8 protein-coding genes are annotated in these 14093 nt (G+C 65.0%); 5 read left to right on the top strand and 3 right to left on the bottom strand.

The features are described from left to right. Positions 1–2: 2 nt before the first annotated feature. Positions 3–1118, top strand: a complete 1116-nt coding sequence (locus QRN51_RS06315) for an AI-2E family transporter (protein ID WP_284989102.1) — start codon at positions 3–5, stop codon at positions 1116–1118. A 46-nt stretch (positions 1119–1164) separates the two neighbouring features. Here QRN51_RS06315 and QRN51_RS06310 read toward each other — a convergent pair whose 3' ends face one another. Both QRN51_RS06310 and QRN51_RS06305 read right to left on the bottom strand, forming a co-directional pair. Then, positions 1165–2478, bottom strand: a complete 1314-nt coding sequence (locus QRN51_RS06310) for an alkaline phosphatase family protein (protein ID WP_284989101.1) — start codon at positions 2476–2478, stop codon at positions 1165–1167. Positions 2479–2569: 91 nt separating this feature from the next. Next, on the bottom strand, positions 2570–3154 hold the full coding sequence (locus tag QRN51_RS06305) for a histidine phosphatase family protein (RefSeq protein WP_284989100.1): 585 nt from the start codon (positions 3152–3154) through the stop codon (positions 2570–2572). Between the two features lie 161 nt (positions 3155–3315). Here QRN51_RS06305 and QRN51_RS06300 point away from each other — a divergent pair, with 161 nt between their 5' ends. Then, entirely contained in the window at positions 3316–4974 is a 1659-nt protein-coding gene (locus tag QRN51_RS06300) for a phosphodiester glycosidase family protein (protein ID WP_284989099.1), read from the top strand. Positions 4975–5000: 26 nt separating this feature from the next. Here QRN51_RS06300 and QRN51_RS06295 read toward each other — a convergent pair whose 3' ends face one another. Then, positions 5001–5972, bottom strand: coding sequence for a magnesium transporter CorA family protein (locus QRN51_RS06295; protein WP_284989098.1), 972 nt, complete (start codon positions 5970–5972; stop codon positions 5001–5003). A 146-nt stretch (positions 5973–6118) separates the two neighbouring features. Between QRN51_RS06295 and QRN51_RS06290 the strand changes: the two genes are divergently transcribed. The 3 genes from QRN51_RS06290 (at position 6119) to QRN51_RS06280 (ending at position 14081) form a co-directional block, all read left to right on the top strand. Beyond that, positions 6119–6295, top strand: a complete 177-nt coding sequence (locus QRN51_RS06290) for a CsbD family protein (RefSeq protein ID WP_059389945.1) — start codon at positions 6119–6121, stop codon at positions 6293–6295. 176 nt (positions 6296–6471) lie between these two features. Next, complete coding sequence (locus QRN51_RS06285) at positions 6472–11301, top strand: NAD-glutamate dehydrogenase (RefSeq protein WP_284989097.1); 4830 nt, start codon at positions 6472–6474, stop codon at positions 11299–11301. A 611-nt stretch (positions 11302–11912) separates the two neighbouring features. Further along, entirely contained in the window at positions 11913–14081 is a 2169-nt protein-coding gene (locus QRN51_RS06280; RefSeq protein WP_284989096.1) for a bifunctional polysaccharide deacetylase/glycosyltransferase family 2 protein, read from the top strand. Positions 14082–14093 lie beyond the last annotated feature (12 nt).

The raw sequence follows: 14093 nt of genomic DNA, 5'->3' as shown, positions 1-14093 counted from the left end.
CAATGACTGAAAGCAACAATTCGCCGAGCAAACGCACGATGTCGGCGATGTGGTCCGACGGCCTTGGCCGGGCAGGGATCCGTTCAGGGCAGATGCTCCTGGTCATCACCCTGGCATCGGTGATTGTGTGGGCGATGACCAGCGTTCCGCTCGTCATGATCCCGGTCACAATCGCGCTCATTCTTGCCTCGGCAATTTCGCCTCTTGTGCGTTGGCTGACTGCGCACCGGTGGCCCCGGGCCCTCGCCGTCGCAGCGTCGTTCGTGGGGATCCTTGCAGTCTTCGGCGGAGTCATCACCGGAATCGTCTTTCTTATCAGGGCGCAATCCAAGGAGCTTGCCGTGAAATTCACTTCCGGCATCGAGCAACTGCACCAATTCCTGAACAACGGCCCCTTCAAAGTCAGCGACGAGCAGCTCCGATCCGTGGCCGATTCCATCCAGCGCTTCTTCACGAGCAGTAGCTTCGGCGCCGAAGCGCTGACCGGCGCGCGGACGGTCGCTGAAATCCTGGCCGGCTTGGTTCTTATGGTGGTGATCCTGTTCTTCTTCCTCAAGGACGGCGAGAAGATCAGGAACTTCCTCTTCGGATTCCTTCCCGCGGCTCACCGCGGAAAGGCCCACCTGGCCGCGGAACGAAGCGCCGTCGTTCTGGGAGGATACGTCCGCGGCACGGCTCTGATCGCAGCAGTGAACGGCGTGATCATAGGAACAATGCTGGCCATCCTCGGCGTCCCGCTTGCCCTGCCTCTGGGGGTTTTTGTGTTTATCGGCGGGTTCATTCCCATCGTTGGTTCCACCGCTGCGGGTACCCTCGCCGTGGGTGTCGCCTTGATCTCGAACGGTCCGGTGACATCGCTCATCGTTCTCGCTGTCCTCATCGCGGCCAACCAGCTTGAGCACCATTTCCTCCAGCCCGTTTTGATGGGCAAGGTGCTGAGCATCCACGGACTGGCCATTTTGCTCGCCTTGGCCATTGGCACGATGCTCGCAGGCATTATCGGGGCCTTGTTAGCCGTACCGACTGCCGCCGTCGCGTGGACTGCCATCAAGACGTGGACCGGGCGCGGAGACACGGCGCCCGCCGGGATCGGCCCCGCCGACGGAACCGCGGCCTGAAAAGGACTCACACAGCCAAAGCCCGATCCTAGGGCGGCACCCGGTCTTACGCTTGCGCTAGGAGCTCCTCGCGCAGTTGCTCCAGGTGGGACGGTTGTTCTGCCAGGGCCCGCGTGGTCGGCGGGGGACTGGGTGCCCGAACGCCCGCGAGGGGGTCGTCGGCGCGGGGGACGGCGAGCCTCAAGGCCCCGCCGACGTCGGGCGCCGCGGCATCGCGGCGGGTGAGGGCCGGCAGGTTCCAACGATGTTCGATGGTCGCAAGGATGCTCGTGTGATCGAGCGGGACAGCGCCGGAGGCCCGAAAGACGGTGCCGGCGGGGATGAGCGGACTGATCAGCACGGTAGGCACCCGCACCCCGAAGCGGGTGAAATCGAAACCGAATTCCCCCGCGGCGTCGTCCGGCGGTGTCGCGCCCCATGGCGGGGCGACGTGGTCGTAGCAGCCCCCGTGTTCGTCATACGTGATGATGAGCAGCGTGGAGTCCCAAGCTGGCCCATCGCGAACGGCGCGATAGACGTCGAGAAGGAATCGCTCACCGAGAGCGACGTTGTAGTTGGGATGTTCGCTGTTGCCCGTCGAGGACCAGGACGGCTCAAGGAAAGCGTATGCAGGGAGCTTCCCTGCTGCCGCGTCGGCTTGGAAGTTCGCGAACAGGCCAATGTTCGACGGCGGGGCGTGCCGGGTGTCGTCGAAGTCGAGTTTCGTCAGGGGCGACTTGGTTTCGCCGTAGATCTTCCACGGGATGCCGTGGTTGCCCAGGTGCCCAAAGATGCTCGGCACGGTGAACCGCTTGGCCTTGTCATCCAAGTTGCCCTGGCTGGTGCCGGCGCAGGCGAAGGCCCGGTTAGGCATCGTCATCGTCGGAGCGGACGCGAACCAGGCGTCGCAGACGGCGAATCCCTTCGCCATCGCCGACAACACCGGCAGCGTCTGCGGGGTGAAGCAGCCCATGATCATGTGCTCGCTTGTTCCAGGCACCACGTGCCAGCCCTTGGCGAGGTTGTCCTTGATGGCGCCGGCGTAGTTGCCCACAAAACCGGTCATCGAAGGAAGAGCCCCCACCTTCGGCGCGCCGGCGCTCCCATAGAGCTGGGCGTTCGTTGCCTGGTACCCCTCTCCGGGGTCGGCGCCCGGCATGAAGTAGAGGTCGGGGGTCGAGGGAGTCAGCTGATAGACCGTCACCGGACTGCCGTCGGATGCGGGGCAGGACTCAGTGCCGGTCAGGCCCTCGAACGGGTCCCCCGAAGGCGAAACATTGCCGGAATCGGCATAGAGGTATCCGAGCATGTGATCGAATGAGCGGTTTTCAAGCATCAAGACGACGATGTGCTCGACGGCGTTAAGACCAATTGCCGCCACGGTGACCATCCCCTTCGGAAAGAGTTCCTGTCCGTGCTGAACAGTCTCCCACGCCGCTGTCCCGGTGGATATGCCTTCGACCCGGTGCGGCTCAGCCGGGAATAGTGGCCATGACGCGTTCGCCGTTGAAGTATTCGAGATGCCAGCCGTCAACGGGATGGTGGTGGGCAAGGTTGAGCACGGCGTTGTCGATGCTTTGCAGAGTGCGGCCCACCGCACGGCCGAGGCTCACGCGGAGGAGCGTTCCGTGGGCGACCACCAGGACGCGGCGGCCGTTGAACTCCTTGGCCAGCGCTTCCAGCGCAGCCAAGCCGCGGGAGGCTGCCTTGTCCTCGCTTTCCGCGCCGCGGAAACCGCCGGGGATGCGCAGGGCGTCCAATTCAGGTCCTGCCTGCAGGCCCTCGGCAGGTCCAAAACGGCGCTCAGTGAGCTCCGGCACGCGCCGGTCCACGGTGAGTCCCAGCCCTGCGGCGATCAGCTCGGCGGTCTCCGCAGCCCGGCTCAGCGGCGACGAAACGATGGCGTCCCACTCGTAGGCGGACAGGACGCCGACGGCGTCGCGCGCCTGGCCGCGGCCGACGTCGTTCAGCGGTATGTCGGTGGATCCCTGCAGCCGGCGCTGGGCATTCCAGTCTGTCTGGCCGTGGCGTACGAGGGCGAAGGTAGTGAGGGGCATGCCTTCCATTCTGCCCTGAACCCAATCCGCGGACAGCCAACGCCCATGCTTCGGACGGTCTTCGTCCTGCAGGTGAACGCGGCATGAAGCTTCGGTCAACAGGTGCCTCGAAACCCGGAAAACCTGTCCGAACGACCGGCCGGCCTCTATACGGTGGACGCATGAAAGCCTCCCTCAAGCGTCGCAGTGCCCTCACTGGCGGACTCATTCTGGCCGTCTCTTCAGCGCTCCTCACCCCGGTGGGCCCCACCCATGCGGACGATGTGCGCTCAAATAGCAACAGCACGGACCAGGCTTCCCACCTCAACCTTGGCGCCGCAGACCTCCCTGAGAATCGGACCGTGACAACCCTCGCTCCGGGCGTCACGCTCACCAAAATCAGCAGGGGAGGGGCTGACTCTTCGCTCTTCTGGACAGCCGAAGTGGCGATTCCCTCTGATTCGCCGGATCCGGATGCTCCGACGTCGGCGCTCTCGAGCCAGGCCACGGCGCAGCGCACAGCCGACAAGCTCAAGGCCGCCGGCGTCGATGCCCGCGTTGAACATGTCCAGTCGCCGCAGCTTGCCGACGCCGGAGGCGATTTGGGCTTCCGGGTCCGTGCCGGCCACTTTGCCGCACAGGCCGACGGTGCCTCCGTCGTCGCGAAGATCAAGGCCGCCGGTTTTGCCTCCTCAGTGATCTATACCGGTTGGGACGGTGACTCCGAACCCAGCACAAAGACGCGCGGACCGTGGAATCTTGATGTCATCACCATCGACCCCCGGAAGTACGACGGCCAGCTAGCCGCATCATTCGGCCCGGACCTGGAGAAGCGGGAGACAACCAGCCAGCTGGCCGCGGACGCCCACGCCATCGCCGCCGTCAACGCAGGCTTCTTCGTCTTCGACCCGAAGGCCGGCGCCGAAGGTGACCCCGCCGGCGTCGGTGTGTACGGAGGCAGGATTCTCAGCGAAGCCGTGGCGGACCGTCCTGCCCTCGTCATTGACGGAAAGAAGAATGCCAGCAGTATCCAGCGATTGACTTGGTCAGGGAAGATCGCCTCCCCTGCCGGAGAAGCCGCTCTGGACGGCATCGACCGGGTACCCGGGCTGATCCGAAACTGTGGCGGCGCCAACGACTTGCCTACCTCAGGCCCGCTCCAGGACGTCACCTGCACGAACTCCAGCGAGCTCGTCACGTTCACCCCGGAGTTCGGGCCGGCCACGCCTGCCGGTCCGGGTCTTGAAGTGACCGTGGACAGCAAAGACACAGTGACTTCCGTCGCCGAAACCCGTGGCGTGGCCGTGCCTGCGGGCGGACACACCATCCAGGCCACCGGAACAGACGTCGCCAGGCTCCGCGCGCTCGCTCCCAGAGGCGCGAAGCTGAAGATCGACGCCGGATTGCTCGGCCAGGATGGGAAGCCCTTGCACACCGACAAGGCCACGAGCGTCGTGAACGGCGGCCCGCTGCTCGTCAAGGACGGCAGCGTGGACGTCACCGCCCGGCATGACGGCATGGTGCACCCGAACGACGGAAACAGCTTCTACTACGGTTGGGTCCACAAGCGGAACCCCCGGACCTTCGCCGGTACCGACGCTCAGGGCAGGACCATGCTCGTCACGGCGGACGGACGCTCGACTGCCTCCCTGGGATTGAGCTTGAAGGAAGAGGCTGACGTCGCGGTGTCGCTCGGCATGGTCCAGGCCATGAACCTCGACGGCGGCGGCTCAACAACGGCCGTTGCCGAAGGAAGAGTCCAGAACAGCCCGTCGGGCGGTTCGGAACGCGCGGTTGGGGATGCGCTCCTGGTACTTCCCGCCCGTAAGGACGACCAGTAGGGCAGAGGACGTCCCAGGGGAACCAGCTAGATCCAGTCCCGTTTCTTGAACGCCAGGTACAGGAAGATTGAGCCGCCGGCCATGAGCGCGCAGGATAGCCAGAGCCCATAGTCGCTCTGGAAGCCGAAGAAGGGCACGTTCTGCCCGAAGAAGCCCGTCACGGCAGTCGGGACGGCGATGATCGCAGCCCAGCTGGTGACCTTCTTCATGACGAGGTTCATCTGGTTCCCCTGGATGCTGATGTGGGTTTCCAGGATGGTGGTGACCAGGTCGCGGAGCGATTCCGTCCATTCCGAGGCACGCAGCACATGGTCGTAGACGTCCTGCAGGAAGGGCTGCATCGCAGGGCTGCAGCCGACCAGGTCTTCGCGCCGGAGCAGGGTGTTGAGGACTTCACGCATGGGCAGGACGACGCGGCGGAGCCGGACGAGGTTCTTGCGGAGTTCGAACGTCTTCCGCTGCAGGTCATGGTCGGGGGAGTGGTCGTCGAAAAGCGACTCTTCGAGGGCGTCGATGTAGCCATCGAGTTCCTGGACGGCGTCGAAATGCCCGTCGACGATCATGTCCAACAGGCCCCAGAAGAGGAAGGGCACCCCGTGTTGGGCGAGGTCGGTTTCCGAGTCCCAGTGCGCCGTCAGCTCGTCGGTGTCGAACTCCGGCCCGTGTACAGTCACCAGGGCGTTATGGGTCACGAATGCCGAGACCTCGACGACGGTCAGCTCGCCGGTGCCAGGCTTTAGAGCCGCTTGGTAAGCCGAGAGGAAAAGGTGGTTCGGGTACCGGTCCAGTTTGGGCCGCTGGAAGTCGTGGACGGCGTCCTCGACGGCGAGGCGGTGAAGCCCATACACGGTTTCGACGCCGAGCAGGTCATCCGCCGTCGGGTCCGTGTAGTCGATCCACAGGACCACATCGTCCTGGCGGGCCAGGGCTTCGATCTCGTGGGCCCGGACATCGTCGCGTTCGAGTTTGCCTTCGCGGTATAGCCGTATGAACACCATCCGCCCCATGGTACGGGACCCGTATCCGTGCTCCCTGAGTGTCAAGGCTTCCCGGCCGGGACGTGCCTTTGCCGCAGTTCCGTCCCTACAATTTAAGTGCGGCCTCGCGGTGTCCCGCCGCGGGCCGCCGACAAAGGAGAGCCATCATGGGTTGGGGTGAGAGGATCCATCACGCTGCCGGTAAATTCCACGGCAAGGCCACGGAAGCGGCCGGCGAAGCCACCGGCAATGACCGGCTGAAGGCTGAGGGCAAGTCCCGTCAGGTCAGGGCCGATCTGAAGCTGGCAGGTGAAAAGATCAAAGGCGCCTTCAGGAAGCACTAGTCCACCGACGCCGACAGCAGGGCGCGGGCCATACGGCCCGCGCCCGCGTCATGTCCTGGTACTTTGTTCCGGCATCTGGACTCGGTCTGTGCGGCCAGCCATGATGAAGGGAGGCGCGGAGGGCTGGATCGTCAACCCCAGTTTGCGAGTGGCACCCGCAGTGGAGGCGCGGTGACATGACACGCGGATCGGTGCCGGCGGAGCAGACGAAGGCAGCATCTTCGCTTGAGCCCAGTGAAGCTTTCCTGGCCGAATACTTTGCCCAGGTGCCCCCGGAGGATCTGAGGAGCTATAGTCCCGAGACGCTCCGTGCGCGGGCCGGGCACCATCTGAAACTGGCGTCGTCGCGCGCGCCCGGGCAAGCCGCCGTCGGGATCTTGACCGAATTGGATGCCAGCATCGTCGCAGTCGTGACGGACGACATCCCGTATCTGGTCCACTCCGTCACGGCGGAGCTCACCCGCGACGACACGTCCATCAATCTGCTGGTTCATCCCAGCTTTAGGGTGCTTCGTGACCCGGTGTCCCACGAGCTACTGGAAGTCCGCCTTGGAACGTCCATGGAGGGCGAAACCCCTCCGGAGGCCGGGGAAACCGAGGTCTGGATTGCCGCGGAGATCGGCAGGCTGCCCGATGCGGCTGCCGTGAGGCGACTGACGGATAACCTGCAGAGAGTGCTGGATGATGTCCGGGTTGCCACCCGCGACGGATCCGCCATCCGTGGCAAGCTCGCCGAAGCCGTCGCCTCGGTGGACGGGTTCCCGCGCGATGTGGCGCCGCCACCGAAACAGCTCAGGGAATTGCTCCTCTGGCTCGACGACGGAAACTTCCTTTTTCTCGGTTACACCGAAGGCAAACTCACGACGGCGGGTGGCCAGGACCTGCTCGTCGAACGGCAAGGCGCCGCGCTGGGTCTGCTGAGGCGGCCAGAGGGGGACGCCGCCGGAGGCGTCGGGCCAGGCGTGCCGGGTATCCACGGCTCCCAAGCACTCGCCCTTTCCACCTCGGAGGTCAGGTCCACAGTCCTGAGGCACTCGTACCTGGACGAAGTTCGCGTGAAAATGTTCGATCGGGCCGGCCGCACCACCGGCGAACGACGCTTCTTGGGCTTGTTCACGGCCGGTGCCGCTCACCAGTCGGTCCGCCGGATTCCGGTTCTCAGGGAGAAGGTCCAGGCAGTCAGCGAAAGGCTGGGGTTTACGCCCCGATCGCAACAGGCCAGGGAATTGATGGCCGTCCTGGAGACCTTTCCGAGGGACGAACTGTTCCACATCGAAGCGGATGACCTCGCGCGCCTGGCGGGCGAAATTCTCCGTGCCGAGGTGCTGCAGCGGATCCGCGTGTTCCTTCGTCCGGACAGCTTTGGACGGTTCGTGTCCGCGCTCGTCTTCTTCCCGCGCCGCCGCTACAGCACGGCGGTCCGGCTATTGATGGAAGATGAACTCAAGCGGGCGTTCGGGGCGGACTCTGTAGACTTCGAGGTCCGTCTGACCGAGTCACCCATGGCCCGGGTGTTCTTCCGGATCCATGTAGGTGCCGCGCCCGACGCTCCGGCGTCCAGCACCACCGTCGTCGACCCTTCCCAACTGGAGCGGCGCCTGATCGCCGCTACCCGCTCATGGTCGGACGGACTCGACGACGCGATCCGCGACCGCTTCCCGGCGGCGGAGGCCGCACGGCTCGCCGGGCTCTGGTCTGACGCGTTTCCTCCCGCTTATCGTGCCGTCTACGAGGCGGAGGCCGCGGTCGGGGACATCATCAATTTCGAGGCGTTCGACCTCGACAGCGCGGGCGGCAGGCCGTTCGGGGATCCCCTGCTCACGGTATACATCAGGACGGGTGCGCCGAGCACCCTCGTGGAGGACGCCCGGATCCGCCTTTACCTGACAAGGCCCAGGAGCCTGACGCAGATCCTGCCCTTCCTGCATAACCTCGGGCTCGAAGTGCTGGACCAGCGGCCCTTCGAACTCCGGCGTGGTAGCAGTCAGGACGTGTTTCTCTACGACCTTGGCGTGAAGTATCCCGGCGGCGTTGACCCCGAGGAAACCAGCGGACTGCTCGCGGACGCTTTCACGGCCGCCATGCGGGGGGACATCGAATCCGACCGGATCGACGCACTCGTCATCCGGGAACGGCTTGCATGGCGGCAGGCCGCGATCCTGCGAAGCTACGCGAAATACCTCCAGCAACTGGGAACCACCAACTCGTACGGATTCATCGCGGACACGCTGATCGGCAACGTCCGGGCAACACGTGCGCTCCTGGCCCTGTTCCAAGCGAAGTTCGATCCAACGCTGAACGGGCCTGACCGTATGCGGAACACCGCGGGCGCGAAAAAGGAGTTGCTCGCCGCGATCGACGACATCCCTGTCCTCGACGCAGACCGGCTGCTGCGCACGTTCATGAACCTCGTCGAAGCCACAACGCGGACCAACTACTTCCAGGGCAAGGCCCACCTGAGCTTCAAACTGGATCCTGCCGCGATTGCAGGCGCCCCGTTTCCGCGGCCGAAGTACGAGATCTGGGTGTATTCACCGCGGGTGGAAGGCGTCCATCTGCGTTTCGGAACCCTGGCACGCGGTGGTTTGCGCTGGTCTGACCGAAGCGAGGATTTCCGGACCGAGGTCCTGGGACTGGTCAAGGCACAAAATGTGAAGAACTCCGTCATTGTGCCCACAGGAGCAAAAGGAGGCTTCTATCCAAAGCGATTGCCGGACCCTGCCATGGACCGCGAGGCCTGGCTCGCCGAAGGCCTGGAATGCTACAAGATCTTCATCAAAGGCATGCTGGACCTCACCGACAACCTGCTCACCACGGCGGACGGGGAAACGGTGGTGCCCCCGGGCGGCGTGGTGCGCCACGACGGCGATGACTACTACTTGGTGGTTGCAGCTGACAAGGGCACAGCGTCATTTTCAGACGCGGCCAATTCCGTGGCCCGGGACTACGGCTTCTGGCTCGGCGACGCCTTCGCTTCCGGGGGATCCGTGGGATATGACCACAAGCAGATGGGCATCACGGCCCGCGGCGCGTGGGAATCCGCGAAACACCATTTCAGCGAGCTCGGCATGGATTCACAAGGCGAAGACTTCACCGTGGCCGGCATCGGAGACATGAGCGGCGACGTCTTCGGAAACGCAATGCTCCTCTCCCCGCACATCCGACTGGTGGCGGCATTCGACCACCGGGACATCTTCCTTGACCCGAGCCCCGACGCGGCAACGTCCTTCGAAGAACGCAAGCGCCTCTTCGGTCTTCCCCGTTCGTCCTGGGCCGACTACGATCCTTCACTGATCAGCAAAGGCGGGGGTGTCCACTCCCGCCGGGCCAAAGCCATCGGGATCACGGAACAGGTCCGGACCGCCCTCGGCCTGGATCCAGGGACGGCCTCGCTGCCACCCCACGCCCTGATGCAGGCCATTCTTAGGGCGCCCATGGACCTGCTCTACAACGGTGGCATCGGAACATACGTCAAAGCCTCCACCGAAGGCCAAACGCAGGTGGGGGACAAAGCCAACGACGCCATCAGGGTCAATGGCAGCGAACTCAGGGCCCGGATCGTGGCCGAGGGCGGGAACCTGGGCGTCACGCAGCGCGGCCGAATAGAGGCGGCACTCGCCGGTGTCCTTCTCAACACCGATGCGATAGACAATTCGGCCGGCGTGGACTGTTCGGACCACGAGGTCAACATCAAGATCTTCGTTGACCGGATGATTGCGGCAGGGAAAATGGGGCCCGAGGAACGAGCGGGCTTCCTGCATTCCCTGACCGACGAAGTAAGCCGCCTGGTCCTGGCAAACAACATGGACCAGAACGTCCTCCTTTTCAATGACCGGCACCTGGCGCTGGAGTTGGGTCCCGGCTTTGAGCGGATCATGGACTGGCTGGAGAACGCAGCGGACCTGGACCGCGGCCTGGAGGCCCTGCCGAGCACGGAACAACTCCAGGACAGGCTGCGGGCAGGCACTGGGCTGACCTCTCCGGAGCTGTCGGTGCTCGCCGCCTACGCGAAGATCGAGCTGGCGAGGGAGCTCACCGCAAGCGACCTCGCCGACGATCCCTGGTTCAAGCGGGTCCTCCGTGGCTATTTTCCCCGCCAGTTCTCCGAGCGCTTTGATGCCGAACTGGACTCCCACCCGTTACGTCGGCAGATCATCTGCACGGTGGTGGCCAACGACATGATCAACCTTGGAGGGATCACGTTCGCCTTCCGCGCCATCGAGGAGACCACGGCCACCGCGGCGGCAGTGGCCAGGGCTTTCGTGGTTGTCCGCGAGGGTTATGAGCTGCAGCGCTTCGTGGACAGGATCGCCAGCCTGCCTCCCGGGTTTCCCAGCGAACACGCCGCCGCGGTGGCTCTTCCACTGCGCAGGCTCCTTGACCGTGCAACCCGCTGGTACGTGACGCATGACCATCGGGACCAACCCGTCGCGGAAGCCCTAAGGAGGATCGGGCCGACCGTGGATCTGCTGCGGACCCGGACCACGGAATTCCTGCGCGGCTCGGACCTTGACCGCGCCGAGCAACGGCTGGCGCATTGGAACGACGTCGGGATGCCGGGTGACCTGGGGCGGCGCGCCTCCGATTTGCTGGAGAGCTTTTCCCTCCTGGACATCTCGCTGGTGGCGGAGCAGGTGGATGAACCTCTCACCACGATTGCCGATATGTACCACACGGTCATTCATTGGATCGGTGTGGGAACGCTGTTGCTGCGCATCACTGACCTGCCGCGGCAAAGCCGGTGGGAAGCCCTGGCTCGGGCAGCCCTCCGCGACGACGCCTATTCCGCCGTCGTCGACATCACGATTTCCGTCATGCGGACGACCCGGGCGAGCGGGGCCTCCGGAGCCTCTGCCGTGGACCGCATCGTGGAGTGGGAGAGCGGGCGCCAGGAACAACTCGGGAGGATCAAGGACACCTTCGTGGAGGTCACCAAACCCGGGCAAGTAGACCTCGCGTCGATCTCCGTGGCCCTGAAACTCCTGCGAACGCTGGCGAAGCGCTAGCCGTTTTGAACCTTGAACCCTGGGGATCGTCGCACAAGACGCTTTTTGGGCTACGGGATGCGAATCCTCTAAGGTTGGTGCCCGATGGCAGCTTTTAATAGAACGTCCGATCAGCCTGGATCCGCGTCGCCGCGTGGGCCTGTCTTCGTCGACGCCTCAGGCCGACGCCTGCGGAGGCTCAAGCTTATTGGGCTCGGGGCCCTTGTGCTCGCAGGAGGCTATGTCATCCTCCTGCTGGTTGCGTTCATGGGAGGGCCCAACGTTGCGGCGCCGTTCCTACCTTTGCCGGCCGCAGTGAAGCCCTTGGCGCCACCGGCCGCTCCGGTAGCCCGTGGTCTTCCGTCATCCCCATCGACTCCGCCTTCCAACGCGGATGGGCTCCCGACCGGCGAGGGCCGATTGCCTGCGCCTTCGACGCCGCCCGCTTTCGGTGTTCCGGTGACTTCTCCTTCGCCCGCTGCTGTGGGACAACCGATCAACGGTGCGGCCGCGCAGCACGCTGCCTCGTTTGCGCCGGTTGCGTCCTCTGCGCCGAGCACGTCGCCGACGGGTCCGGGCAAGAGCGGGTCAGCTCCGGGCCAGGCCACGCGGCCGTCCACGCCGACGCACCCGTGAGTGCGCGCCGCCTGAGCAAGCGCACTGTTCCGGTCAGTGTCAGGGCGCACTGGTTCATCCTTCTGGCCGTCCTGTTGGCACTGGGTGTCGCACTCGTCGTGCAGGGGTACATGCATCACCTCGCCGGGATCGCCGATGACTCGGTGCCCGGGGGTGGCTCCGCGAGTACCGTCCCGGACGCGGTCTCGCACGGTGGGCCGGTGGTTGATTCCCGCGGCGGCTCCGTTCGTACCGTCGGTCCGCCGGACCGCACGCTCGCGCTGACGTTCGACGACGGTCCGGACCCGGTCTGGACTCCCCGGATCCTTGACGTCCTCCGCAAGCACCATGTCCATGCCACGTTTTTCGTGGTCGGTTCAGCTGCCATCGACAATCCCGACCTCGTGCGCCGCATCCTTGCGGACGGCAACGAGATCGGGGTGCACACGTTGACACATGCGGACCTTGGGAGCGCCCCGGCTTGGCGCCAGCAGCTTGAGGTCCAGGGTGACCAGCAAGTGATTGCCGGCATCACGGGCCGTGCCTCGACGCTCCTGCGTCCGCCGTACAGCTCCGAGAACGACGCCGTCCGGGACGGCACGTGGGCGGCGATGCGCACCGCTGCGGACCGGGGTTATCTCACTGTGCTCACCACCCAGGACAGTGAGGACTGGCAGCGGCCCGGAGTCGCCGCCATCGAGAAGAACCTCACCCCTTCAGGCCCGCAGGGCCAGGTGCTCCTCATGCACGACGGCGGCGGAGACAGGGAGCAGACGGTCACGGCGCTCGACTCCGTCCTCACCAAGGTCGCGGATCAAGGCTTCCGGGTCACGACGGCGGGCGACGCCGTCGGGATCGCAAGCATGCGCGATGCCTCGGTGGGAGAGCAGATCAGCGGAAACGCGTTGGTGTGGGGAATACGGCTCAGCGATTTCTTCATCGCCGCCATCTCCTGGGCGCTCGTTGCGGCCGGAGTCGTGACAGTGGTCCGGGCCGTGCTCGTGGTGGTGTGCGCAGCGCGCCACCGGAGAGCGGCGCGCCGGTCCCTTGCGACGGGCCGCAGCCGACGCCGGGTGGACGTGCCGGTCCGGCCCGAGGTCACGGAGCCGGTCAGCGTCATCGTCCCCGCGTACAACGAGGCCGCCGGCATCGAAGCCGCAGTCCGGTCTATCGCCGCATCAAGCCATCCGGTGGAGATCATTGTGGTTGACGACGGGTCGACCGATGACACCGCGGACATTGTCGAAAAGCTCGGCTTGCCGGGTGTTACGTTGATCCGGAAAGAGAACGGCGGCAAACCCTCCGCGTTGAATGCCGGGCTTGCAGCCGCCGGCCACGATCTCGTGGTGATGGTCGACGGTGATACCGTCTTCGAACCGGAAACGGTTCACGCCCTCATTCAGCCCTTCGCCGACCCTCGAGTGGGCGCAATTTCAGGGAACACCAAGGTTGCCAACCGTGGAGGGATCCTCGGAGCCTGGCAGCACATCGAATACGTCGTCGGCTTCAACCTGGACCGCAGGTTGTTCGACATCGCCGAGTGCATGCCGACCGTTCCAGGGGCTATTGGTGCCTTCCGCCGCGATGCCCTGTTCCGGGTTGGCGGAGTCAGCGACGACACGCTCGCTGAAGACACGGACCTGACCATGGCACTGTGCCGCGATGGCTGGCGGGTCGTGTACCAGGACGATGCGAGGGCCTGGACCGAAGCTCCCGCGAGCCTTGGCGCGCTTTGGAAACAGCGATACCGCTGGTGCTATGGCACGCTTCAGGCTATGTGGAAGCACCGGGGCGCGGTGGTGCAGGGCGGGCAGGCTGGAAAGCTCGGCCGGCGCGGGCTCGGCTATCTGCTCGTCCTCCAGGTGCTGCTGCCGCTGTTCGCTCCAGTAGTGGACGTCTTCGCCATCTACGGCCTGGTCTTCCTTGATCCCGTCCGGATCGCCGCGCTCTGGCTTGTCTTCCTCCTCGTGCAATTCCTCATGGCGGCCTATGCGTTCCGGCTCGACTATGAGTCGCTTCGTCCACTGTGGACCCTTCCGCTTCAGCAGTTCGTCTATCGGCAGCTCATGTATCTCGTCGTCATCCAGTCGGTAGTCACGGCCTTGGCCGGCGTGCACCTGCGGTGGCACCGAATGGAGAGGTATGGAAGCCTGCGCGTGCCGCCGGCTTCGCAGGGCCAAGCGTAGCCACGGAGAGTG

Source organism: Arthrobacter sp. efr-133-TYG-120, assembly GCF_030209785.1.
In the GTDB taxonomy this organism is placed as follows: domain Bacteria; phylum Actinomycetota; class Actinomycetes; order Actinomycetales; family Micrococcaceae; genus Arthrobacter.
This window is presented reverse-complemented; position numbering and strand designations above follow the sequence as displayed.

Excerpts from the sequence above, each read along its gene's own strand:
- QRN51_RS06315 (WP_284989102.1), top strand. The coding sequence starts at position 3 with ATGACTGAAAGCAACAATTCGCCGAGCAAACGCACGATGTCGGCGATG.
- QRN51_RS06305 (WP_284989100.1), bottom strand. The coding sequence starts at position 3,154 with ATGCCCCTCACTACCTTCGCCCTCGTACGCCACGGCCAGACAGACTGG.
- QRN51_RS06300 (WP_284989099.1), top strand. The coding sequence starts at position 3,316 with ATGAAAGCCTCCCTCAAGCGTCGCAGTGCCCTCACTGGCGGACTCATT.
- QRN51_RS06295 (WP_284989098.1), bottom strand. The coding sequence starts at position 5,972 with ATGGTGTTCATACGGCTATACCGCGAAGGCAAACTCGAACGCGACGAT.
- QRN51_RS06290 (WP_059389945.1), top strand. The coding sequence starts at position 6,119 with ATGGGTTGGGGTGAGAGGATCCATCACGCTGCCGGTAAATTCCACGGC.
- QRN51_RS06285 (WP_284989097.1), top strand. The coding sequence starts at position 6,472 with ATGACACGCGGATCGGTGCCGGCGGAGCAGACGAAGGCAGCATCTTCG.